At 61.2% G+C, this 22,797-nt stretch carries 18 protein-coding genes and 1 pseudogene; 3 read left to right on the top strand and 16 right to left on the bottom strand.

The window, feature by feature from the left end:
* The first annotated feature begins 62 nt into the window (after nucleotides 1-62).
* Nucleotides 63-200, top strand: coding sequence for a hypothetical protein (locus tag ACUJB0_RS00645; protein ID WP_175000971.1), 138 nt, complete (start codon nucleotides 63-65; stop codon nucleotides 198-200).
* Here the strand turns inward: ACUJB0_RS00645 and ACUJB0_RS00650 are convergent, their stop codons facing one another.
* Nucleotides 201-1,841, bottom strand: coding sequence for a response regulator (locus tag ACUJB0_RS00650; protein ID WP_444843500.1), 1,641 nt, complete (start codon nucleotides 1,839-1,841; stop codon nucleotides 201-203).
* A gap of 268 nt (nucleotides 1,842-2,109) precedes the next feature.
* Here ACUJB0_RS00650 and purL point away from each other — a divergent pair, with 268 nt between their 5' ends.
* Complete coding sequence (purL, locus tag ACUJB0_RS00655; protein ID WP_444843501.1) at nucleotides 2,110-6,159, top strand: phosphoribosylformylglycinamidine synthase; 4,050 nt, start codon at nucleotides 2,110-2,112, stop codon at nucleotides 6,157-6,159.
* A gap of 42 nt (nucleotides 6,160-6,201) precedes the next feature.
* Here purL and ACUJB0_RS00660 read toward each other — a convergent pair whose 3' ends face one another.
* From ACUJB0_RS00660 to ACUJB0_RS00695, 8 genes and pseudogenes are all read right to left on the bottom strand, one after another.
* Entirely contained in the window at nucleotides 6,202-6,870 is a 669-nt protein-coding gene (locus ACUJB0_RS00660) for a DNA alkylation repair protein (protein WP_444843502.1), read from the bottom strand.
* A 137-nt stretch (nucleotides 6,871-7,007) separates the two neighbouring features.
* Nucleotides 7,008-8,549, bottom strand: a pseudogene (locus tag ACUJB0_RS00665) (methyl-accepting chemotaxis protein).
* 170 nt (nucleotides 8,550-8,719) lie between these two features.
* Complete coding sequence (locus tag ACUJB0_RS00670) at nucleotides 8,720-9,496, bottom strand: peptidylprolyl isomerase (protein WP_117015026.1); 777 nt, start codon at nucleotides 9,494-9,496, stop codon at nucleotides 8,720-8,722.
* 102 nt (nucleotides 9,497-9,598) lie between these two features.
* A complete protein-coding gene (locus ACUJB0_RS00675) occupies nucleotides 9,599-10,378 on the bottom strand; it encodes a peptidylprolyl isomerase (RefSeq protein ID WP_161082705.1) in 780 nt (259 codons plus the stop codon).
* Nucleotides 10,379-10,500: 122 nt separating this feature from the next.
* Nucleotides 10,501-10,773, bottom strand: coding sequence for a BolA family protein (locus tag ACUJB0_RS00680; protein ID WP_161082704.1), 273 nt, complete (start codon nucleotides 10,771-10,773; stop codon nucleotides 10,501-10,503).
* A complete protein-coding gene (locus ACUJB0_RS00685) occupies nucleotides 10,770-11,399 on the bottom strand; it encodes a septation protein A (RefSeq protein WP_444843503.1) in 630 nt (209 codons plus the stop codon). The genes ACUJB0_RS00680 and ACUJB0_RS00685 overlap by 4 nt, the downstream gene beginning before the upstream one ends.
* A 13-nt stretch (nucleotides 11,400-11,412) precedes the next feature.
* Nucleotides 11,413-11,808, bottom strand: coding sequence for a peptide-methionine (R)-S-oxide reductase MsrB (gene msrB / locus ACUJB0_RS00690; protein WP_117015030.1), 396 nt, complete (start codon nucleotides 11,806-11,808; stop codon nucleotides 11,413-11,415).
* 120 nt (nucleotides 11,809-11,928) lie between these two features.
* Nucleotides 11,929-13,599, bottom strand: a complete 1,671-nt coding sequence (locus tag ACUJB0_RS00695) for a protein adenylyltransferase SelO (protein WP_444843504.1) — start codon at nucleotides 13,597-13,599, stop codon at nucleotides 11,929-11,931.
* Between ACUJB0_RS00695 and ACUJB0_RS00700 the strand changes: the two genes are divergently transcribed.
* Complete coding sequence (locus ACUJB0_RS00700) at nucleotides 13,538-15,184, top strand: 3-(methylthio)propionyl-CoA ligase (RefSeq protein WP_444843505.1); 1,647 nt, start codon at nucleotides 13,538-13,540, stop codon at nucleotides 15,182-15,184. The two genes, ACUJB0_RS00695 and ACUJB0_RS00700, sit on opposite strands and share 62 nt — an antisense overlap.
* Nucleotides 15,185-15,191: 7 nt before the next feature.
* Here the strand turns inward: ACUJB0_RS00700 and ACUJB0_RS00705 are convergent, their stop codons facing one another.
* The 7 genes from ACUJB0_RS00705 to ACUJB0_RS00735 all read right to left on the bottom strand — a co-directional run bounded on the left by ACUJB0_RS00705 (nucleotide 15,192) and on the right by ACUJB0_RS00735 (nucleotide 22,484).
* The gene (locus ACUJB0_RS00705; RefSeq protein WP_444843506.1) at nucleotides 15,192-16,622 is read right to left on the bottom strand and encodes an MDR family MFS transporter; all 1,431 of its coding nucleotides are present in this window, start codon (nucleotides 16,620-16,622) and stop codon (nucleotides 15,192-15,194) included.
* Nucleotides 16,619-17,068, bottom strand: coding sequence for a MarR family winged helix-turn-helix transcriptional regulator (locus tag ACUJB0_RS00710; RefSeq protein ID WP_444843507.1), 450 nt, complete (start codon nucleotides 17,066-17,068; stop codon nucleotides 16,619-16,621). The genes ACUJB0_RS00705 and ACUJB0_RS00710 overlap by 4 nt, the downstream gene beginning before the upstream one ends.
* 103 nt (nucleotides 17,069-17,171) lie before the next feature.
* Nucleotides 17,172-17,864, bottom strand: a complete 693-nt coding sequence (locus ACUJB0_RS00715) for a DUF4197 domain-containing protein (RefSeq protein ID WP_444843508.1) — start codon at nucleotides 17,862-17,864, stop codon at nucleotides 17,172-17,174.
* Between the two features lie 64 nt (nucleotides 17,865-17,928).
* Complete coding sequence (locus tag ACUJB0_RS00720; protein ID WP_444843509.1) at nucleotides 17,929-19,449, bottom strand: chemotaxis protein CheW; 1,521 nt, start codon at nucleotides 19,447-19,449, stop codon at nucleotides 17,929-17,931.
* Nucleotides 19,436-19,972: a chemotaxis protein CheD gene (locus ACUJB0_RS00725; RefSeq protein ID WP_444843510.1), complete on the bottom strand. Its 537-nt coding sequence runs from the start codon at nucleotides 19,970-19,972 to the stop codon at nucleotides 19,436-19,438. The genes ACUJB0_RS00720 and ACUJB0_RS00725 overlap by 14 nt, the downstream gene beginning before the upstream one ends.
* Complete coding sequence (locus ACUJB0_RS00730; RefSeq protein WP_444843511.1) at nucleotides 19,969-20,784, bottom strand: CheR family methyltransferase; 816 nt, start codon at nucleotides 20,782-20,784, stop codon at nucleotides 19,969-19,971. The genes ACUJB0_RS00725 and ACUJB0_RS00730 overlap by 4 nt, the downstream gene beginning before the upstream one ends.
* A 2-nt stretch (nucleotides 20,785-20,786) precedes the next feature.
* Nucleotides 20,787-22,484 (bottom strand): methyl-accepting chemotaxis protein, encoded by a 1,698-nt coding sequence (locus ACUJB0_RS00735; protein ID WP_444843512.1) that lies wholly within the window; start codon nucleotides 22,482-22,484, stop codon nucleotides 20,787-20,789.
* Nucleotides 22,485-22,797: the final 313 nt, after the last annotated feature.

Raw genomic sequence — 22,797 nt, forward strand, 5'->3', positions numbered from 1 at the left:
TACAGGGCGTGGGGCTTAAAGTTTTGGTTCGATGAACAGATGGAAGGGAGAACCCGGTGCGTATGCTACTCAAGCTCCTGCGCGGGCGCAGATCGGCGAATGGCGCGATCCTGTCGGCCTTCCTGCTGTGCGCCCTGTACTTCGTGACCTGGTATCTGATTTCCCACCTGTCGAACTTCCCCGGTTCACTGATCCTGTAACTAAGCGGTCGTCGCGATACCGTACTTGCGCTGGGTGTGCGAATACTGCGCCTGCAGCGCCTCCAGCGAAGGATGGGTCGGATCGATCTTGCGCATGCGCTCCAGCAGATAGGCGCATTGCTCGGCCAACGGCACTTCCCAACCCAGATCGTCCAGCTGCTTGAGTATCGCCGATGTCGCCGCCGGCAGCAGCGACATATTGGCCGGCGCCTTGCGCAGCGCCGCGTTCAGCGTATCGACCGCAGCCCGCAGGTCGCCCTGGCCGCGCTGTTCGGATGCATGGGCAATCAGCTCGTCCACCTGCAGCTTGATTTGTTCGCCCATGCCGGCAGCCAGGTCGTGGCGGCCGGCCTTCTCAAACACCTGCACCGCATCGTCCATCGACACGCCGCTCTCGGTATCGTTCATCAGGTTCAGCATCAGGTCGGAGGCCTGCTGGTCCAGCTTCACATTCAGGCAGCTGTGTACCAAGCCGATTTTGAGGCCGGTCGACAGGCCCCGGCTCGCGCCGACGGCGTTGACGGCGGTGGCCAGTTCCGCCGCCGCGCCGCTGATATTGCCGGTCATTTCCTGCAGCAGGCCGGCCGCGATGGCGCGGCAGGCCTCGACGTTGGCGCTGCCGCGCAACGAACGCTCCATGTCGCGTATCACGCCGCTGGCCTGATGGGCGTCGCCTTTCTTGACCAGCGTCTTGACCAGCTTGACGTGATCCTCGGGGTCGCGGAACTCGGAGTACTTGGCCTTGGCCACCACCTGCTTGAACGCCTTCTCGGCCACGCCGACGTCGCCCGTCTCGAACGCCACTTCGCCCAGGTGGCGCAGCCGGCGCACCATGTTGGGCGAGATCGCCACCGCGTCCTCCAGTATCTTCTTGGCCGCTTCCTGCTGGCCCATCGCCTCGTGGGTGCGCGCCAGCAGATCGTAGGCCGCCATGAACTTGGGATTGTGGACCAGCAGCTCCTGCAAGGTCTCCTGCGCTTCGATGTACTTCTGCTGGCCGAACTGGCAGCGTGCCATCCCCAAATGCGCCCAGGCGATAGGGCGGTTCATCAGGATGACCTGGTACACCACCTCGGCGTCGGCCAGTTCGTCCAGCGACACCAGCAGCTCGGCGCGCAGGCGCGCGAAATCGATCGCGTAACGTGGATTCTTTTCCTCGGCGATGCCGCACTCGCCGATGGCTTTGCGGACGCTGCCCAGTTCCACCAGCTGGTGGATGGGCAGGAACACGTCGCGCCGCTCGACCGCCTTGCGCAGCCGCTGCAGCAGCGCGTCGACGGTGAAGGGCTTGAGGACGTAGTCGGTTGGCGTCAGCTCGGCCGCGCCGATCACTTTGCTGTACACGCCCTCGGACGTGAGCATGATGAAGATGGTCGACGGTGCGATGAGCTTATGGTGGCGCAGGTCTTCCAGCAGCTGCTGGCCGTCCTGGCCATTGTTTTCGCCGCTGCCGTTGCCCAGGTCGTACTCGCACAGGACGATGTCGAACGGTTTCTTGGCCAGCTGGCGGATGGCCGTGCCGGAGCTGACCGCGTAATCGATCTTGGTGATGCCGGATTGGTTCAGCATGTTGTGCAGGCTGCCGCGCATCCCGGGATTCGGGTCGACGATCAGCACCGACAATTCACTATATTCCGCCATGTTACGCATCCTAGCTAAAGTTAAATCTAGCATACTCCATGGCAAGTCGAAATGTTATGAAAAACCGGCAACAAGAGCGGGACTGTGGATTAATCCGGCCTCAAATTGCCAAAAATGTTGCTTCCGCAGCACTTTTTTGGCCGAATTGGCGCTGTATAGGCAGGCTGGTAAAGGGTATAATGCGCGCAAAGGAAATTCTGCATTACAAGTATCTCGTGCTCCATCTACCTTTAATCCGCAGCCATGCTGCATCAACCATCCTCCAAACATGTTGATTCTGCCGGGCTCCAACGCCCTGTCCGCATTCCGTAGCCAACGCCTGTTAACTCAACTGCAAGCCGCGCTGCCTGCCGTCGCCGCCGTCCAGGCGCGCTATGTCCACTTCATCGACGCCGCCGAACCGCTGTCGGCCGACGACACCAGCCGCCTCGGCGCGCTGCTGACCTACGGTGAGCCGGCCCACGCCGACAATACCGATGGCGTGGTCGAAGAGTTCTTTGTCATCCCGCGCTTCGGCACGATCTCGCCGTGGGCCTCCAAGGCCACGGACATCGTCCACAACTGCGGCATGGCGCACATCAAGCGCGTCGAGCGCGGCATCGCCTTCCGCATAAATCTGAAAAGCGGCATTTTGGGCAGCAGCATCGGCGCCGCCAAGAAGCTGTCGGATGAAGAAGTGCAGGCCGTCGCCGCGCTGCTGCACGACCGCATGACCGAATCGGTGCTGCGTCATCCGGACGAAGCGGCCGGCTTGTTCCGCACGCTGGAAGCGAAGCCTCTGGAATCGGTCGACGTGATCGGCATGGGCAAGGCAGCGCTGGAAAAGGCCAACACGGACCTGGGCCTGGCGATGTCGGACGACGAGATCGAGTACCTGGACGCCGCCTTCACCAAGGCTGGCCGCAATCCGACCGACGTCGAGCTGATGATGTTCGCGCAGGCGAACTCGGAGCACTGCCGCCACAAGATCTTCAACGCCGATTGGACCATCGACGGCGTCGCTCAACCGAAGTCGCTGTTCGGTATGATCAAGAACACGCACCAACTGCAGCCCAAGGGCACCATCGTCGCCTACAGCGACAACTCGTCGATCATGGAAGGCGCGGAAGTGATGCGCTTCTTCCCGCAAGGCGACGCCCACCAGTACGCGCCGACCACCGAGTTGACGCACACGCTGATGAAAGTGGAAACCCACAATCACCCGACCGCGATCTCTCCATTCCCAGGCGCCTCCACCGGCGCCGGCGGCGAGATCCGCGATGAAGGCGCGACCGGCCGTGGCGCCAAGCCGAAGGCAGGCCTGACCGGCTTCACCGTGTCGAACCTGATGCTGCCAGGCGCCGTGCAGGCCTGGGAAAACGACGCTCCCGTCACCGCGCCGGTGGCCGACTACCGCAGCAGCGGCAAGGCTTATGGCAAGCCAGACCGTATCGCGTCGGCGCTGCAGATCATGATCGAAGGCCCACTGGGCGGCGCCGCGTTCAGCAATGAATTCGGCCGTCCGGTGCTGGGCGGTTACTTCCGTACCTACGAACAGAATATCGGCAAGCAGTTCGCCGGCGCGCACGACACCGTGTTCGGCTACCACAAGCCGATCATGATCGCGGGCGGCATCGGTAACATCTCCGGCCAGCACACGCACAAGAACGACATCCCGGTCGGCAGCCTGCTGGTGCAGCTGGGTGGTCCCGGCATGCGCATCGGCATGGGCGGCTCGGCTGCTTCGTCGATGGCCACCGGCACCAACACCGCGGACCTGGACTTCGATTCGGTCCAGCGTGGCAATCCGGAGATGGAACGCCGCGCGCAGGAAGTGATCAACGGCTGCTGGCAGCTGGGCGCGAACAATCCGATCATCTCGATCCACGACGTCGGCGCCGGCGGTCTGTCGAACGCCTTCCCGGAGATCACCAACGACGCCAAGCGCGGCGCGATCTTCGACCTGCGCAAGATCCCACTGGAAGAAAGCGGCATGGCGCCGAAAGAGATCTGGTCCAACGAGTCGCAAGAGCGCTATGTGCTGGCGATCTCGCCGGACAATCTGCCGATGTTCAAGGCGCTGTGCGAGCGTGAGCGCTGCCTGTTCGCTGTCGTCGGCACCGCGACCGAAGAACGTCAACTGAAGCTGATCGATCCAGAGCTGGGCAACGAGCCGGTCGACATGCCGATGGATGTCCTGCTGGGCAAACCGCCGAAGATGCAGCGCGACGTGCATCATGTGCAGAACGAATTCCCGGCCATTGACCTGACCGGCATGGACCTGGAGGAAGCCGCCAAGCGCGTGCTGCTGCTGCCGACCGTCGGCGACAAGTCCTTCCTGATCACCATCGGCGACCGCACTGTGGGCGGCATGTCCGTGCGCGACCAGATGGTCGGCCCATGGCAGGTGCCGGTTGCCGATTGCGCCGTCACCGCGATGAGCTTCGAGGGCTACCTGGGCGAAGCGATGGCGATGGGCGAGCGTACGCCGCTGGCCGTCATCAACGCCGCCGCGTCGGGCCGCATGGCGGTCGCCGAGGCGATCACCAACATCGCCGCCGCGCCGATCAAGGATATCTCCGACATCAAACTGTCCGCCAACTGGATGGCCGCCTGCGGCCAGCCTGGCCAGGACGCGGCGCTGTTCGACACCGTCAAGGCGGTCGGCATGGAGCTGTGCCCTGCGCTGGGCATCAGTATCCCGGTCGGCAAGGATTCGCTGTCGATGCGCACCACCTGGAAGGACGAGGGCGACGCCAAGGCTGTCACTTCGCCGGTATCCCTGATTGTCTCGGCCTTCGCGCCGGTGCACGACGTGCGCAAATCGCTGACGCCACAGATCAAGACCGATGCCGGCGACACCGCCATCATCCTGATCGACCTGGGTCGCGGCAAGAACCGCCTGGGCGCTTCGGCGCTGTCGATGGTTATGGGCCAGCTGGGCAACGAGACGCCTGACGTGGACAGCCCTGAAGACCTGAAGGCCTTCTTCACCGCGATCCAGCAACTGAACAACGACGGCAAGCTGCTGGCCTACCACGACCGTTCCGACGGCGGCCTGTATGGCACGCTGACCGAAATGGCCTTCGCCGGTCGCGCGGGCTTGTCGATCAATCTCGACATCCTGACGCTGGAAGAGGGGCACGGCGCCGATCAGGGCGACGCCAAGAACTGGGCCGGCCAGATCGCCGAACGCCGCAACGAGCAAACCCTGCGCGCGCTGTTCTCCGAGGAGCTGGGCGCGGTGATCCAGGTGCGCGCCGAGGAGAAGTCGGCGGTGATGGACGTGCTGCGCACATTCAACCTGGGCGCCTGCAGCCATATCATCGGCAAGCCGAACGACCGTGGCGTGATCGAGTTCACCCGCGATGCCAAGAACATCTACAGCAAGCCGCGTTCGGAACTGCATCGCCTGTGGAGCGAAACCAGCTGGCGCATCGCCCGCCTGCGCGATAATCCTGCTTGCGCCGATGCCGAATACGACCGCATCCTGGACGAAACCGATCCTGGCATCACGCCGAAGATCACCTTCGACCTGACCGAGGACGTCGCAGCGCCGTTCCTGGCAACCGGTGTGCGTCCACGTGTCGCGATCCTGCGCGAGCAGGGCGTCAACTCGCACATCGAGACCGCTTACGTGATGCACCAAGCGGGCTTCAACGCCGTCGACGTCCACATGAGCGACCTGATTGCGGGCCGCGTCAAGCTGGATGACTTCCAGGGCATCATCGCCGTCGGCGGCTTCTCGTACGGCGACGTGCTGGGTGCCGGCGAAGGCTGGGCCAAGACCATCCTGTTCAACGCCGCGCTGGCCGAGCAGTTCGCCCGCTTCTTCGCGCGCACCGACAGCTTCGGCCTAGGCGTCTGCAACGGCTGCCAGATGATGAGCAACCTGAAGTCCATCATCCCTGGCGCGCATGCCTGGCCCAAGTTCACCACCAACAAATCGGAGAAATTCGAAGCGCGCTTCGCGATGGTGGAAGTGCTGGATTCGCCGTCGATCTTCTTCAACGGCATGGCCGGCACGCAGACCGCCATCGCCATCGCCCACGGCGAAGGTTATGCGGACTTCACGCAGACCGGCAATATCAACGAAGCCGTGGCAGCGATGCGCTTTGTCGATAATCGCGGCGCGGCCACCGAAGCCTATCCATATAACCCGAATGGCTCGCCGCAAGGTCTGACTTCGGTAACCACGGCGGATGGCCGCTTTACGGTAATGATGCCGCACGCGGAGCGCGTATTCCGTTCGGTGCAGCAATCGTGGCATCCTGAATCGTGGGGCGAAGATTCTCCATGGATGCGCATGTTCCGCAACGCGCGTAAATTCGTTGGATAACCGAAGTTGAATCAGAAAAGGCCGGAGCGATCCGGCCTTTTTTTATGGTTTGGCGAGATGCTTATTGGCCTCGCGATAACTGAGTGCCGAAAGCCGGTGCTTTTCTTTTTGCGTGAATGCCCGGACAGCTTCTGGATCATGGTGGGCATAATCGCGTAAGGCCCAGCCTATCGCTTTCTGGATAAAGAACTCTTTCTCGTGCGCCAGCGCAAGGGAGTAATTGAATAGCCTGTCCGTATCCACCTTGTCGCGCCAGCCCAATTGGTGCAATAGGGCGATCCTCCGTACCCACATATTATCGTGAGATAAGGCCTCGTCCATTCCATCGTGGCGGTAATGCAATATATCGCTGATTACCGAAGCCAGCGCATCGACCGTATCCCACCACGATTTATTCTGCGCGAATCTCAGCAGCTCGGGAATATGCGCAAGATTCAATTCCTTGCTGTGCATGGCGACCAAGTCAATCGCCACGTATTGATATTCTCTTTGCGGACGCTCCCATAATTCGCGGGCGCAAAGGAGGAGATTCTCCGCGCCGCTTCCCTTTAATCGCTTCAGCAAAGGCTTGGCTGCCATCCGGCGTTGCGGCGTGCCTACGCCCAGAAAATCGAATTGATCGCGCATATAAGCCCGCATGGCGGGCGCGCGGGCGGGCGTGGCTGCGGAGGCGAGGAGGGTGTCGAGGTCGGCGTGGAATTGTGGGTTCATGGGCATGAGTATAGAAGATTTCGGCCCCAGCCCCGAGAGTAAGCTGAAAATTGGCATGAACTTGCCAGTTTCTGGTCTGCATGGGCAAAAAGAAAGGCACTCGACGGAGTGCCTTGAAGGGGGGATATTTGCGCGCTTTAACGAGCGTGCCGCGCGAGCCGGAATATGCTGACGATCTGCGCCAGATTGGAAGCCTGGTTTTGCATCGTCTCCGCGCTGGCGGCCGCTTCTTCCACGAGCGCGGCATTTTGCTGCGTCACTTGATCCATCTGGGTAATCGCCTGATTAACCTGTTCGATACCCGATGTCTGTTCCTGCATCGCCATGCTGATTTCGCTCATAATATCGGCGACATGTTTTACGCTGTCGACGATTTCGGTCATGGTAATACCCGCTTCCTCGACCAGTTTGCTGCCTGTATCCACATTCGCGACCGAATCGGTAATTAATTCCTTAATCTCCCTGGCCGCCGCTGCGGAGCGCTGCGCGAGATTACGGACTTCCGAAGCCACCACGGCAAATCCACGTCCTTGTTCACCTGCGCGCGCCGCTTCAACCGCGGCATTTAATGCCAGGATATTAGTCTGGAACGCGATGCCATCAATAACCGAAATAATATCGACAATCTTGCGGGAGGAGGCGTTAATCGAAGTCATGGTATTGACGACCTCAGAAACCACCGCGCCGCCTTTCATCGCCACCTCCGAGGCCTTTGCGGCCAATCCATTTGCCTGGTTGGCATTGGCGGCATTTTGTTTAACCGTCGACGTTAATTCCTCCATCGATGAAGCAGTTTCTTCCAGCGAGCTAGCTTGTTGCTCGGTGCGGGTGGACAGATCCAGATTACCGGCGGCTATTTCGCTGGAAGCGGTCGCAATGGTGTCCGTGCCGCCGCGTATTTGCGCCACCATATTCCCCAGATGATCCTGCATTGCTTTCATTTGATAAAGCAGGCTGCTTGAATCGCCATGTTCAGTATCCACGGCATGGGAAAAATCACCGGATGAAATATTATTTGCCACGTTTACCGCGTAGGCGGGTTCGCCGCCAATCTATTGCATGACGCTATTAGTCATCCAGAAGGCGATGCCGGCGCCGGCAAGGCAGGCCACCACGCCCAGCGCCAAGCTGAAGATCAACATCTTGCGCGTGAAGTCCACCAGCTCTTGGCGGATTTGCTTGACCAGTGCGTTCTTGTTTTTGTTGAAGTCCAGCAGCTTGGTGCGCATTTCCCGCCAGACGGGAGTTTCTTCCTTGTTCAGGGTGCTGATCGCGGCGGCCTGGTCATCCTTGGCGACGCCCAGGATTTTGGCCTGCAGGCCGGCCTGCTTTTCGCGCAGCGCCAGCACATCCCGGAACAGCTTCGAGGTCTCCGGCTGGTCGCGGGGCAGCTCCAGCGCGATATCGGCTTGTTCCTTGAAGGATATGCCCGCGTCCTCCAGATTCTTGTAGCCGGTCTTGTTGGCGGGATCGATGACGACGTTGCGCAGCGCCTGACCCATTTGCAGACCTTGGGCGTACATATTGGTGGAGGCCGACAGCAGCGCCTGATCCTGCTCCAGGAACTGCGAGAACTGGTTCTTGGCATTCTGCATGCCAATCAATGCCACTCCGAGGGCGCAGGCGAAAAAAACGCATACCAGGGAAATGCACAACATCATGCGCGACTTCAGTTTCATGGCAATATCTCTTATCGTAATGAAATGTCAATGGGACGTTTTGGTGCCCCACGGAAAGTCTAGGCATGCGTCTTTGCGCTGGCGATTCAAATATCCGCGCCTGTTGCATCGCCGCCAAAAACGAAAAAGGCGCCTCGAAGGGCGCCTTTCTTTGACAGCAAGAAACAGTATTACTGGATCTTGGCTTTCTTGGTCAGTTCGTCGCGGAAGGCGGCGATCTTACGTTGTTGCAGGGCTTCTGCAACCTGGCCTTTGACTTCTTCCAGCGAAGGCAGCTTGGTGGCGCGGGATTCTTCCAGCTTGATGACGTGGTAGCCGAACTCGGTCTTCACTGGAGTCTGGGTGATCTCGCCATTTTTCAGTGCAACCATCGCGTCGGCGAAAGGCTTGACCAGTTTGCCTGGAGTCATCCAGCCCAGATCGCCGCCGTTGTTGGCGGAGCCGTCCTTCGATACCTTGGCCAGTTCCTCGAACTTGCCGCCGGCTTTCAGCTTGGCGATGATGTCTTTGGCTTCCTGTTCGGTGGCGACCAGGATGTGACGCGAGTGGTATTCTTTTTCGCCCATGGCGGCTTTGTACTTGTCGTACTCGGCTTTGATTTCGGTATCTTTTACCGGATTCTTTTTGACGTAGTCGGCCAGCATCGCGTTGATGATGATGCTCTGACGTGCGTTTTCGATTGCAGCCTTGACTTCCGGCTTGGTGCCGAAACCTTGTTTATCCGCTTCCTGGATCATCACTTCGCGGCCGATCAGTTCTTTCTTGACCATTTCACGCAGTTGCGGGCTGTCAGGCTGCTGGCCTTGGGCGACCACTTGCTTGACCATTTGATCCACTTTGGCGGCAGGAATAGCCTTGCCATTGACGGTCGCGACGTTTTGCGCGAATACCGGTGCTGCTACGACAGCGATCAGTGCTAACAACAGGCGGGCTGGCTTCAACATCATTATTAAATCCTATAAAAAAACTAGAAATCGCACTCGGCGGTGCATTGTATCAACGCAAAATTAAAAACGGCGCCCCGCAGGGCGCCGCCTTCATCTGTAACATTACTGCACTTTTGCTTTCTTGACCAGTTCTTCTTGGTAGGCTTGCAATTTCTTCTGGGCCAGCGCTTCAGCAACTTGCGGCTTCACTTCTTCCAGGGTAGGCAGCTTGGCTGGACGGATGTCGTCCACCTTGATCACGTGGAAGCCGTTCGGGGTTTGAACTGGCTTCTCGGTGACCTGGCCTTTTTGCAGGCCGACGAAGGCTGCCGAGAACGCTGGTGGGAAGGACGAAGGCACGGCCCAGTCCAGATCGCCGCCGTTGGCTGCCGAACCGGTGTCTTTCGACGCTTTGGCCAGCTCTTCGAACTTGGCGCCACCCTTGATTTTGGCGATCACGTCGTTGGCTTCGGCTTCGGTGGCCAGCATGATGTGGCGCACGTGGTATTCCTTGTCGCCGTTCTGGGCCACGAAGCGGTCGTATTCAGCCTTGATGTCGGCGTCCGAAACCGGATTCTTCTTGATGTAGTCGCCAACCAGCGCGTTGATGATGATGGCTTGGCGGGCGTTTTCGATTTGCGTTTTAACCGCTGCATCTTTGCCGAAACCTTGCTTTTCCGCTTCCTGCATCATCACTTCGCGGCCGATCAGGTCCTTCTTGATCAGTTCGCGCAGTTGTGGCGAATCAGGCTGCTGGCCTTGTGCAACGACCTGCTTGACAACTGCCTCCACGCGCGAGGTAGGGATGGCTTTGCCATTAACTACGGCAACGTTTTGTGCGAAAGCAGGTACTGCGGCAACGGCGAGAAGTGCAATCAGCAAACTGGCTGGCTTGAAAGTCATTATTAATTCCTGTAAGGGGAAAGTTTTAGCGAAATTGCCTGGGCAGGAGTTAGATCAGCTATCTGTCTTTGTGTTCAATTATTTTGAAACCGATAGCGACCGTTCCCAGACCAAGCGCTACATCATACTTCGGACGGAGCCAATGCGGTAATGGCCAATGCATGAATTTCTTTATGCATCATATCGTGCACGGAATCATACACGAGTCGATGTCTTGTGACGAGTTTGAGGCCCTCGAATTGTAACGAAACAATTCTAACGTTGTAATGACCCCCACCCGAGGCGGCGCCGGCATGGCCCGCGTGCAATGCGGAATCGTCTTCCAGCGTCAGTTCCAGCGGCGCCAGGGCGGCCTGGAAGCGGCTGCGCATGCGGTCTATGCGGGTATCGGTCATGCTTCATCCTTGATGTGGCGGGACAGGTAAATAGTTTGACCAACGATAAACACAAACATGATCGCGGTCGAACCAAATGCCTTAAAGCTGACCCAGGAACTGGTGTCGCCTTTAAACAAAACGAAGGCGACATACCAGTTCAGGAAGCCCATCGCGACAAAGAAACAGATCCATGCCAGGTTCAGCCGGCTCCAGATCAGGTCCGGCAATTGGATGATCTCTTCCATCGATTTGCGCATCAAATTCTTTTTAAAGACCAGTTCGCTAACCAGCAGGCCGGATGCAAAGAACCAATAGACGATGCTCAATTTCCATTTGATGAAATCTTCGTCGTGCAAGTAAATGGTCAGGCCGCCGAAGAATACAAACATGGCCAGCGAGAACCACAGCACGAAGTCGACCTTGCGCCCGCGCGCCTTGATATACCCGATCTGGGCCATCGTGGCCAGAATGCCGACCAGCGTCGCGATCACGATCGGCGATTCGTCCGGCTTCACCGAGCCGCCGGAAATCATGCCGCTGAGGTAGGTATTGATGAAGTGCTGGGCAGCCTCGGCATTCCAGCCCGACAGCTTGTAGGCGGCAAAGAACAGCAGCAGCGGGATCAGGTCGAACAGAAATTTCATGTTGTTTTAAAGGTTATTGTGGATCGAAGCGCAAGGAGGCCGAATTAATGCAATAGCGCAACCCGGTTGGGGGCGGACCGTCCGGGAACACGTGGCCCAGATGGGCGTCGCATACCGCGCATATGATTTCGGTGCGCAGCATACCATGGGTACGGTCGGTTTTTTCAATGACATTGGCGGGATCGAGCGCTTCGAAATAGCTCGGCCAGCCGCAGCCGGAATCGAACTTGGCGTCGGAGCGGAACAAGGGCGTATCGCAGCACACGCAGGTGTAGATGCCGTGTTCGTGGTGATCCCAGAACTTGCCGGTAAAAGCGCGTTCGGTGGCGGCGTGGCGCGTGACTTGATATTCCATCGGGTCCAGCATGGCGCGCCATTCGGCGTCGGATTTGGTGACTTTATTGGTCATGGCTTATTGCTCGCTTAAAAGATGAAATTGTTCAAAATGGACAGGGCTAGGCGCAACGACGAAGGCAGTGCGCTAGCACGGCGAGGAGTTGCAACGACGCCATGGCCTTTTTGAGCAATTTCATGAAGAACAGCTTACTTCAAGGTGGCTAGCCCAATCGGGGGGCAAGGCCGCGTATTGATCATGCTCAGGCTGTTCGTCGTATGGGCGCTGCAAAACTGACAGCAGACGCTCCACTTCAGTAAAGTCCTTATTCTGTGACTTTTCAATAGCAACCTGCGCTAAATAATTACGCAGCACATATTTTGGGTTGATTTTGTTCATCGCAAGCTGGCGCGCGGCGTCGTCGCTGGCCTCGGCTTGCAGGCGGGCGCGGTACTGCACAGCCCAGGCGTCGAACGCCGGCCGGTCGATGAACAGGTCGCGCAGCGGTTCGTCGCCACTGGCGTCGGCCGTCTTAAGGCCGCTCAGGCGACGGAAGAAGAGGGTGAAATCGACGCTGTTGGCCTGCATTAGCGCAAACATGGCGTCGAATAGCGCACGATCGGCATCGGCGTGTTCAGCCAGCACAGTCAAGCCCAGCTTGGCGTGTAACAGCTCATCCATCTTGGCGGCGAACGCGGGCTGGTAGACATCCAGCGCGGCTTGCGTCGCATCCACCTCGCCGATCAAGGGCAGCAGGGCCTGGCCCAGCGCGTAGCAATTCCAATGCCCAACTTGTGGCTGATTTGCATACGAATAGCGGCCTTGCTGGTCGGTGTGGTTGCAGATGTGATCGGAATCGAAAGCTTCCATGAAACCGAAGGGGCCGTAATCCAGGGTCAGGCCCAGGATGGACATGTTGTCGGTATTCATCACGCCATGCATGAAGCCGACCGCCTGCCAGTGAGCGATCATGTGCGCGGTGCGGCGCGTAACTTCAGCCAGGAACGCCTGATATGGATTGGCTTCCGCGCGCAACTCCGGATAAAAGCGGTCGATGACGTAATCCGCGAGCACCTTCAGCTCGTCGTTCTTGTTGCGGTAGAACCAGTGTTCGAAGGAGCCGAAGCGCACGAAGCTGGGCGCCATGCGCACGACCACGGCCGAGGTTTCCACGGTCTCCCGCATCACGCCCTGGTCCGAGCCCGCCACCGACAGCGCGCGCGAGGTCGGAATGCCAAGTCCGTGCATGGCTTCCGAACACAGGAATTCGCGTATCGACGAGCGCAACACGGCGCGGCCGTCGCCCATGCGGGAGTAGGGCGTCAGGCCGGCGCCTTTCCATTGCAATTCCATCGGCCCCTCGGCGGTGGCGACATCGCCGAACAGCATGGCGCGGCCGTCGCCCAGCTGGCCGGCCCAGACGCCGAACTGATGGCCGGAATATACGGCCGCCAGTGGCTCGGCGCGCTCCGGCGCGGCGTTTCCGGCCAGGATGTCGAGGCTGTCGGCCACTTGCGCGGGCGTCAATCCGATCAGCGCCGCAGCCGGCGCGCTGACGGCGACCAGGTAAGGCGCAGGCAACGGCGTCGGCATCAGGCGGGTATAAAAAGCGGGCGGCAGGGACGCGAAGGAATTGTCCAGGGGCAGTTTAGAGGCAGTAATGGCAGTTCCCGGTTCGAAGTGAGTCCCGATTTTACCCCAGTGCGCAGGTGCTGCGCTGCAGCATCGAAATGCGTTGACGGTCGTCGCGTGGGCGCTACAAACTCGTTCATCCAATATCAAACTTTCCCAGGAGTCCACATACATGTATCCCCAGAGTCCGCTGATGGGCCAGATGATGAACCAGCCCTTGCTCGTTTCCAGCATTTTGGACTTCGCCGCCCGGCACTACGCCAACAGCGAGATTGTTTCGCGCCGCGTTGAAGGGGACTTGCACCGCTACACCTTCCGCGACTGCCAGCAGCGCGTCAAGCGCCTGGCCAACGCCTTGCACGGCCTTGGCGTCGGCATGGGTGAGCGCGTGGCCACGCTGGCCTGGAACGGCTACCGTCATCTGGAAGCCTACTACGCCGTGTCCGGCTCGGGCGCCGTGCTGCACACCATGAACCCGCGCCTGCATCCCGAGCAGCTGGCCTACATCTGCAACCACGCCGAAGACCAGTACCTGCTGTTCGACTTCTGCTTCTTGCCGCTGGTGGAAGCGTTCGCGCCCTTGTGCAAGACCATCAAGGGCTTCATCCTGCTCGGCGCGGCCGACCGCATGCCGGCCGAGACCAAGATCCCGAACCTGCTGTGCTACGAGGACTTGATCAACTCCCATTCCGCCGAGTTCGAGTGGCCGCTGTTCGATGAGAATTCCGCCTGCACCTTGTGCTATACCTCCGGCACCACGGGCAATCCCAAGGGCGCGCTGTACTCGCACCGCTCGACCGTGCTGCACGCCTACGCGTCGGCCTTGCCCAACGTATTGAACGTGTCCTCAAGCGATACCGTGATGCCGGTGGTGCCCATGTTCCACGTCAATGCCTGGGGCCTGCCGTACTCGGTGCCGCTGTCCGGCGCCAAGATGGTGTTCCCCGGCGCGGCGCTGGATGGCAAGTCGGTCTACGAATTAATGGAGCAGGAAAAAGTGACGTTCTCGGCCGGCGTGCCGACCGTGTGGCTGGGCCTGATCAACTACGCGGTGCAGAACAAGCTCAAGTTCTCGACCTTCCGCCGCACCGTGATCGGCGGCTCGGCCTGTCCGCCGGCGATGATGAACACGCTCATCGACGACTTCGGCGTCGAGGTTGTGCACGCCTGGGGCATGACGGAGATGTCGCCGCTGGGCACGGCCGGCGGCCTGCTGACCAAGCATCTGGACCTGAGCAAGGAAGAGCAGCGCAAGATCCTGCAAAAGCAGGGCCACGGCATCTACGGCGTCGACATGAAGATCATCGACGACGATGGCAAGGAGTTGCCGTGGGATGGCGTCAGCTATGGGCACCTGATGGTCAAGGGGCCGTGGATCATCTCGCGCTATTTCAAGGACGAGGGAGGCGATGTGCTGCAGGACGGCTGGTTCCCGACCGGCGACGTGGCCACCATCGACGCCGACGGCTTCATGCAGATCACCGACCGCAGCAAGGACGTCATCAAGTCCGGCGGCGAGTGGATAGGCACCATCGACCTGGAGAACGTCGCCATGTCGCACCCGGCGGTGATGCAGGCCGCCTGCATCGGCGTGGCGCATCCGAAGTGGGACGAGCGGCCACTGCTGGTCGTCGTGCTGAAGCAGGGCCAAGAGCTCAAGCGAGAAGACCTGCTGGCCCACTTCGACGGCAAGGTCGCCAAATGGTGGCTGCCGGACGACGTGGTGTTCGCCGACGCGCTACCGGTCGGCGGCACCGGCAAGATCCAGAAGAACAAGCTGCGCGAACAGTACCGCGACTACCGCCTGCCCACCATCTGAGGCGCCGCTATTTCCTGACCCGGGCATGCTGGACCATGGGCAGCTCCGGCAGGAACACCAGCATCAGCAGTCCCAGGCCGACCAGCACGGTGCCGGTGGCGAAGATGTTGCCGATGGCATGGCGGTAGAGGTCGGCCGTGGCGGTTTGCCCGTGCAGGCGCTGCGCCAGGATCGCGCCGGAACCGGTCACGCCGATCAGGCCACCCAGCGAGCGGAAGAAGGTCATCATCGCGGTGCCGACGCCGCGCCGGTTGGCGGGCAGGGCGTTCTGCACGGCCATCGTCATGTTCGGCATCACCAGGCCGAGGCCCGCGCCCAGCGTGAAGATGGCCGGCTCCAGCACCAGGTAGCCGGCCGAGTTGGCGATGCCCCAGGCCAGCACGGCGAACGACAGCGTCGCCAGGCTCAGGCCGATGGTCTGCGCCGGCTTGTAGCGGCCGTGGAACTTGGCCAGCACGCGGCCGTTCTGGGTCGACGCGATCACCAGGCCGATCATCATCGGCATCGTCAGCAGGCCCGAGTGGGCCGGGCTGACGCCCATCACCATCTGGAACAGCAGCGGGAAGAACACGCTCGAACCCATCATGCCGACGAAGGTCAGCGCCAGCACCGCGCTGGCCACGTTGAACACGCGGTTGTGGAACAGGTCCGGCGGCAGCACCGGCTCCGGCACCCGGCGCACGTGCCACAGCAGGGCCGCCGTCAGCGCCGCCGCCAGCAGGCTCAGATATTTCACCTCATTGGAATTCCACGGCCACTGCGTGCCGCCCAGCGCCAGCACCAGCAGCGCGGCGGTCACCGCACTGGTCAGCAGCACCGAGCCGAGATAATCGATCTTGTGCGCGTGATGCGGACTGGTGTGGTGCAGCGATTTCGAGATCACATACAGCGCCGCCGCGCCTGTCGGCAGGTTGACGTAAAAGATCCAATGCCACGACAGCCAGTCCGTCAGCAGGCCGCCCAGCACCGGCCCCAGCACGCTGGCCACCGCGTACACGGCGGCGATGCTGCCTTGCCGCTTGCCGCGCTCGGCGGGCGGCACCAGGTCGCCGATGACGATCTGCGCCAGCGGCAGGAAGCCGCCCGCGCCCAGGCCCTGGATCGCGCGGAAGGCGATCAGCTCGGTCATGTTCTGCGCCAGCCCGCACAAGGCGGACCCGGCGAGGAAGGTGATGATGGCCGTGTACAGCAGCGGCTTGCGGCCGTACTGGTCGCTCAGCTTGCCGTACAGCGGCATCATGGCGGTCGAGGCCAGCACATACGCCGTTACCACCCACGACAGGTGGGCGATCCCGCCCAGGTCGGTGACGATGCGCGGCAACGCGGTGGCGACAATGCTCTGGTCGAGCGCGGACAGGCTGATCATGATGACCAGGCCCATGTAAATGGCGTGGATTTCCTTGGACGTGATCGGCGCGGTGTCGGTGTGTGTGGTCATTCGCCAATCTCGTTCAGGTATTGGATGGCCGTGCGCAAAGCCTGCGCACCTTCGGGTTGTAGCTGTGCCAGCCTGCGGGCCAGCCAGTCGCGACGGCGGCTGCGGAGGTCCGCCATCAGCGCCTCGCCCTGCGTGGTCAGCAGCAGGCCGACGCGCCGGCGGTCTTCGGGATTGGGCGTATCGCGCCGCACCAGACCGGCATTCTCCAGCGTCTTGATGTGGGCGCTCATGGTCGGGCCGCGCAGCTTTTCCAGGCGCGCCAGCTCGGCCACGCCGATGCCGGGGGTCTGGTCGATGGTCGACAACAGCAGCCTGTGCTGCAAGGACAGGCCGGACGGGTCATGGTCGCCTTCATGGCGGATGCGGCGGAACACGTGCAACAGCGCCGCGCGCAGATCGTCCGCCAGCTCGATGGCGTCCTTGGGGACCGGGGTTTCTTTGATCATGGCATTTAATATAGGTAGGCTACCTATCTATATTAAACGATGGCCGGCCGGACTTCAAGACGAAAAAAAAGCCCGGCGAACCGGGCTGAGGGAGGAGACATCGTTACTTGAGGGCGCCGAACACCTTGCCGATCAGCTTGCTGCCGGCGCCGAGCGGATCGGCGCGGATGGCTTTTTCCTCTTCGCCGATCATCGTGTACAGGCCGTCCAGCGCGCGCTGCGTGACATAGCCTTCCACCGTGGACTGTTCCTTGGCCAGCACGCCCAGCTTGGGCGCCATCGCCATCGCGGTGTTGTACTTGTTGGCCAGGTCGGAGCGGTCGGTGACCTTCTTCACGATCGGCAGGAACTGCACCGCCAGCTTCGGCGAGGTCTTTTCGCGGAAGAAGTCGGTCACCGAGGTCTCGCCGCCGGTCAGGATGTTCTTGGCGTCGGTGATGGACATCGACTTGACGGCATCCAGCAGCAGCGGCTTGGCCATCGGCACGGCGGCCTCGGCCGCATGGTTCATCTGCACCACCAGGTCGTCGAGCTGCTGGCTCTTGCCGGTCATCTTCAGCAGCGGACGCGCCTGCTCCAGGATCTTCGGCAGCGGGATGCGGACCTTCTCGTTGTTGAGGAAGCCGTTCTCCGCGCCCAGCTTGGAGACCGCCAGCGTCGAGCCTTTTTCCAGCGCCGCCTTCAGTCCGCCCGAGGCGTCCTGGTTGCTCAGGTCGGCCAGCGACAGCGCATAGGCGCTGGCAGCCGCCAGTGTCAGGGGAAGCAGCAGGGCGATGGAACGGCGGGAGATGGACATGGTGGACCTCAAGGTTGGCAAGGCCGGCGGCTGCCGGTTTGCCGCTACTTTACCCCAGCGCCGCTCATGCCGCCAGCGCCGGCATCTCGCGCGCCAGCCGCTGCAGCAGCCGGTCGCACTCGAACACGCTCAGCGTCTTGTGGCTGTCGCCTTCGCCCTCGATGTCGATCACCTCGTCCATCTCGCTGCGCGGATCGTCGTGCGTGCCGGTGTTGCGCATCATCTTGGGCGCCGCAAAACGGCGGTTGTCGTTGATGGTCAGGATATTCTCGACCGCGTCCACCACCAGCCCGTACAGGTCCGCGCCGCGCTCGACGATCAGGATCTTGGACTGCCCGACGCCGGCCAGCGGCGGCATCTGGTACAGGCTGCGCAGGTCGATCACCGTGATCATCTGCTGGCGCAGGTTCAGCATGCCGCGCATGAAGGCCGGCATGCCGGGCGGGCAGCTGATGTCGCCGGAATAGTCGATGATCTCGCGCACCTGCCTGATCTCCACCGCGTAGCTGCTCTCCAGCGCGAAGGTGATGTAGACCTGGCGCTGGCCGCGCCGCGTGGCGCCCTCGGCCTTGACGGCGGCGCCGGCCGGGTACAGGTTGGCGTGGCCGGCGCGCATTTCCCGGATCTCGGTGCTGCTGAAGATCTGACGGTGATCGAGGAAGATGATGTCGCCCAGCTCCGGCTTGGAGATGCAACCGCCGAACATGCCGGCGCGGGCCTTGCTCAGCAGTGGAATCGCCATCACTTCCTCGCTGTAGAAGCTGACGATATTGTCGACCGAGTCGACCAGGAAGCCGACCGTGGCATCGTCGATGCGGGCGACGATGACCCGCTGTTCCGGCAGGAACTCGCGCCCGTCCGGTGCGGCCCCGTGTGCGGCGTCCAGCAGCGCGGCGAAGTCCACCACCGCCACCTGGCTGCCGCGGAAGTTGAAGCGGCCCAGGCATAGCGCGCTGTTCAGCACGGACGCCTGCAACGCCGGCACGCGCATGATTTCCTGGATCGCGCCCATCTCCAGCGCGAACGACGAGGCGCCCACGCGGAAGCTCACGCATTTGCGCCGTTCGCCCTGGCTGCGGTGCGCGGCCTGGCGGTGGGCGCCCTGCAGCGCCAGCACCTGCGGCACGTTTTCGATGCGGGCCAGCGCGGCCGGGTCCAGCACCTGCACCAGGCGGGCGCCGTCGTCCAGCAGGATGGTGCCGGCCACCACGCCGCGCGTGTCGCCATCGGCGTAGCTCAGCGTGCTACGCTGCTCGGGACGCACGCGCAGGATCTCGCCGGTGGCGTGGAACAGCATGCCCACCAGCACACCCTGGTAATCGAGGATGGCGATCTTGTCGCCAGCCTCGGCGGCACGGGCCTGCGGCCGGAACACGCGGCCCAGGTTGACCACCGGGATCACCGTGCCGCGCAAGGTGAACACACCCTCCAGGAAAGCCGGCGACAGCGGCAGGGCGCTGATCTTCTCGGGCATGTGCACCACCTCGCGGATGCAGATTGCGGGCAGGGCGAACTCGTCGCCGTCCAGCACGAAGGAGCCGAACAGTTCGGTGGCGGGCGCGGCGCTGCTGCTAGTGGCGTGCATGAGGCGCTTCCTCTTGGGTGACGACGATGTCGGTGACGGCGAAGCTCTGGGTCGCGCAGTCGATGGTCAAGGTGCGGCCGTGGTGGCCGCCCAGCCGGCAATAGCTGACGTTGAGTCCCCGCTGGCGCAGGTATTTGTGGGCGGCGGCGACATTCTTCTGTCCCACCTGGAGCCGAGGCATGTGATGCTGGAACATGTTGGCGCCGCCGGCGATCACCACCTCGATGTCGGGATAATCGTCTTCGGTCGCGCCCATCAGTTGCAGCAGCGACGGCACGGCCTGGCTGACGTAGCGTGCGCCGAATTCGCATTCCCGCTCCGGCGCCTCGGGCAGCAGGCAATGGGCAAGGCCGCAACGGCCGCGCTTTTTCCACAGAAAGGCGATGCCGACACAGGAACCCAGTAGCGCATGCAGCTGGTCGCTGCGGCCGCCGACCTCCAGCTTGCCGATCTGCACCTGCAGGCAGCGCGGCATGGTGGCGGGAATGGACTTGCCGGAAGGGACGATGACGGTGTTTTTCATATTGTATAAATCATGGGACGTTCGTAGCGGTAGGCAGTGTTGAGGCCGCCGATCGATTCGGATTCGCCGAGGATCAGCCTGGCGTGGGGCGCCATGCTGTGGCGGGCCAGTTTCAAGACGGCTTCCTGGTGTTCCTGGTCGAAATAGATCAGCACATTGCGCAGGAAGACCAGGTCGAACTGCCGGTGCGGCTTCAGTGGCGTCAGCAGGTTGTGCTGGACCAGCTCGACGTGCTGCTTGAGCGCGTCGACCACGCGCAGACCCTTGCCGCCGGACTTGAAGTACTTCCTCACCCATTCCGGATGCGACAGGTGGATGCGCTCGACCGAACGCCCGCTGTACTCGCCGGCGCGCGCCACCGCCAGGATCTGCCGCGAAATGTCGCTCGCCAGGATGCGGTAGCTGAAGCCCGGATGCGCGGCCTGGAATTCTTCGCACAGCATCGCCATCGAATACAGTTCCTCGCCGCTGGAGGCCGCCGCCGACCAGATATCGAGCCGCCTGCCGCGTTGCGTGTCCCACCACGCGGGCAGGAACTCGTTTTCCACGTAGTCCCACACCTGCGGCGTGCGGAAGAACAGCGTGTCGTTGGTGGTGACCAGGTCGATGAAATGGGGGATTTCGCCGCGGTCCTGCTCCACCTTGTCCAGATAGGCCTGGTAGCTGGCGATTTCCAGCGCCTGCATGCGCGGGCGCAGGCGGCGTTCCAGCAGCACGCTCTTGCGCTCGTTCATCGCGATGCCGGTGTGCTTGCGCACCAGCGCGATGAGCGCGCTCAACGTGTCCGGATGCAGTCCCGCGCCAATGTTCATGCCTACACCACGAAGCCGGCCACGGTCTTGTTCAAGTCGCCGGCGCGCTGGTTCAAGCCTTCGGTTTGGCGGGCGATGCTGTCGCAGGCGGCGGCGGACTTCTCGGCCTCCTCGGCGATGTACTGCACGGCGGTGCTCACTTCGCGCGCCGTCAGCAGCTGCTCGTTGGTGGCGGTGGAGATGTCCGAGATGGCGACCGTGGTCTTGGCCACGCCGTCGACGATCTTGTCGAACGCGTCGCTGGCCTGGCGCGAGATCTCGCTGCCGGCCGAGACCCGCTTGACCGACTCGTTGATCAACTTCGAGATTTCCTTGGTGGCCTGCGACGAGCGCTCGGCCAGCTTGCGCACTTCGTCGGCGACCACCGAGAAGCCCAGTCCGTGTTCGCCGGCGCGGGCCGCCTCGATGGCGGCGTTGAAGGCCAGCATATTGGTCTGGTTGGCGATCTCGCTGATGACCTTGACGATTTCGCCAATGTCCTCCGACGAACGGTTGATCAGGTCCATCGCCTCGATCGACTTGGCCACGGCCTTGGCGCCGGCCTGGGCTTCGTGCTGGGTGGCCTTGGCCAGCGTATCGGCGTCGTTGGTGTTTTGCGCGATGGTGTTGATGGAGTTGGTCAGGCCGTCGATGGAGGCGTTCATTTCCTCCACCGTGGCGCCCAGCGCCTGCGTGCCGACGGCCACGCCATTGGAGCGTTCGGCGATGGTGGTCGATGCCTCCGCGAAGCCGTTGGCCGACGCCACCACGTCGCTGATGACGTTGCGCAGGTCGGCGATCATCTTGCTGATGCCTTCGGCCAGGTGGTCCAGCGGTTCGTCGCCATCGATGGCGATCTTGCTGGTCAGGTCGCCCGAGGCGGCCCGGTCCACGGATTCCAGCAGGCGCTTGATCTTGCCGCCATCGGACTCGGCCTTGGCGGCCACCGAGTTTTCCAGGTTGACCTGGTCGGTGATATCGCTGGCGAACTTCACCACCTTATATGGCTTGCCGTTCAGGTCCAGCACCGGATTATAAGTGGCCTGGATCCATATGGTTTTTCCATTATTGCCAATTCGTTTATATCGGCCGCTGTCGAATTCGCCACGATTCAATTTTTGCCAGAAGCGTTTATATTCCGAGCTATTGCCATATCCCGGCTCGCAGAACATGCGATGGTGTTCGCCTTTTATATCCTCGATGGTGTAACCCATGGTATTAAGGAAATTATCGTTGGCATTCAATACATGGCCGCTCATGTCGAATTCAATCACCGCCTGGGCCTTGGAAATGGCCGCCAGCTTGCTTTCGTACTCGGCGGCTTTGATCTTGCTGTCGGTGATGACGGTGGCGAACTTGATGACCTTGTAGGCCTTGCCATCAGGGCCGATGATCGGGTTGTAGGAGGCGTTGATCCATACTTCGCGCCCACCCTTGGCCAGCCGCTTGTAGTCGCCCCGGTCGAACTCGCCGTTCCCGAGGCGGGCCCAGAACTGCTTGTACTCCGGGGACTTCACGTATTCGGGGTCGCAGAAGATCGAGTGGTGCTTGCCCTGGACTTCGGCCAGCGTGTAGTCGACGGTCTTCAGGAAGTTTTCGTTGGCATGCAGGATGGTGCCGTCGAGATCGAACTCGATCAACGCCTGCACCCGATTCAGCGCGGTGTTAATTGCCTGAATATCCAGATCCTGCGATTTGATTGCCTCGCTGTCTGCATCCATTTTGGACTCCGTTATATTTTGTGAGAATTAATTTGCGGGAAATATTAATCGCGGCACGACAGTGTATTCCACGGCATTCGGACTTATTATTTATCCGAACTCTGATAAAGCACAAGGCCGGTATTTATTATTTCAACGCGCCTGTACTGAATTTGCTACGGGGAATTAATGCTGGCGTGAATATGTGTGAGAATCTCGCTTATTTTAAAAGCGGTTTCTCCGCATTCAAAAGCGCTGGCGAAACCGGCAAGTTTGCGTGGCTGCCCACCGGGCCATCCTGTACCATGCTGTCAGGACAACAAAAAAAATAATA

Origin of the sequence: Duganella caerulea, from assembly GCF_040362985.1 — a bacterium.
GTDB lineage: Bacteria > Pseudomonadota > Gammaproteobacteria > Burkholderiales > Burkholderiaceae_D > Rugamonas > Rugamonas vulcania.

Coding starts and splice junctions, on each gene's coding strand:
- ACUJB0_RS00725 (WP_444843510.1), bottom strand. CDS start 19,972: ATGAAAAACACCGTCATCGTCCCTTCCGGCAAGTCCATTCCCGCCACC.
- ACUJB0_RS00670 (WP_117015026.1), bottom strand. CDS start 9,496: ATGATGTTGAAGCCAGCCCGCCTGTTGTTAGCACTGATCGCTGTCGTA.
- ACUJB0_RS00720 (WP_444843509.1), bottom strand. CDS start 19,449: ATGCACGCCACTAGCAGCAGCGCCGCGCCCGCCACCGAACTGTTCGGC.
- ACUJB0_RS00695 (WP_444843504.1), bottom strand. CDS start 13,599: ATGCTGGAAACGAGCAAGGGCTGGTTCATCATCTGGCCCATCAGCGGA.
- ACUJB0_RS00700 (WP_444843505.1), top strand. CDS start 13,538: ATGTATCCCCAGAGTCCGCTGATGGGCCAGATGATGAACCAGCCCTTG.
- ACUJB0_RS00705 (WP_444843506.1), bottom strand. CDS start 16,622: ATGACCACACACACCGACACCGCGCCGATCACGTCCAAGGAAATCCAC.
- ACUJB0_RS00715 (WP_444843508.1), bottom strand. CDS start 17,864: ATGTCCATCTCCCGCCGTTCCATCGCCCTGCTGCTTCCCCTGACACTG.
- ACUJB0_RS00650 (WP_444843500.1), bottom strand. CDS start 1,841: ATGGCGGAATATAGTGAATTGTCGGTGCTGATCGTCGACCCGAATCCC.
- purL (WP_444843501.1), top strand. CDS start 2,110: ATGTTGATTCTGCCGGGCTCCAACGCCCTGTCCGCATTCCGTAGCCAA.
- ACUJB0_RS00660 (WP_444843502.1), bottom strand. CDS start 6,870: ATGAACCCACAATTCCACGCCGACCTCGACACCCTCCTCGCCTCCGCA.
- ACUJB0_RS00730 (WP_444843511.1), bottom strand. CDS start 20,784: ATGAACATTGGCGCGGGACTGCATCCGGACACGTTGAGCGCGCTCATC.
- ACUJB0_RS00645 (WP_175000971.1), top strand. CDS start 63: ATGCTACTCAAGCTCCTGCGCGGGCGCAGATCGGCGAATGGCGCGATC.
- ACUJB0_RS00710 (WP_444843507.1), bottom strand. CDS start 17,068: ATGATCAAAGAAACCCCGGTCCCCAAGGACGCCATCGAGCTGGCGGAC.
- ACUJB0_RS00680 (WP_161082704.1), bottom strand. CDS start 10,773: ATGACCGATACCCGCATAGACCGCATGCGCAGCCGCTTCCAGGCCGCC.
- msrB (WP_117015030.1), bottom strand. CDS start 11,808: ATGACCAATAAAGTCACCAAATCCGACGCCGAATGGCGCGCCATGCTG.
- ACUJB0_RS00675 (WP_161082705.1), bottom strand. CDS start 10,378: ATGACTTTCAAGCCAGCCAGTTTGCTGATTGCACTTCTCGCCGTTGCC.
- ACUJB0_RS00735 (WP_444843512.1), bottom strand. CDS start 22,484: ATGGATGCAGACAGCGAGGCAATCAAATCGCAGGATCTGGATATTCAG.
- ACUJB0_RS00685 (WP_444843503.1), bottom strand. CDS start 11,399: ATGAAATTTCTGTTCGACCTGATCCCGCTGCTGCTGTTCTTTGCCGCC.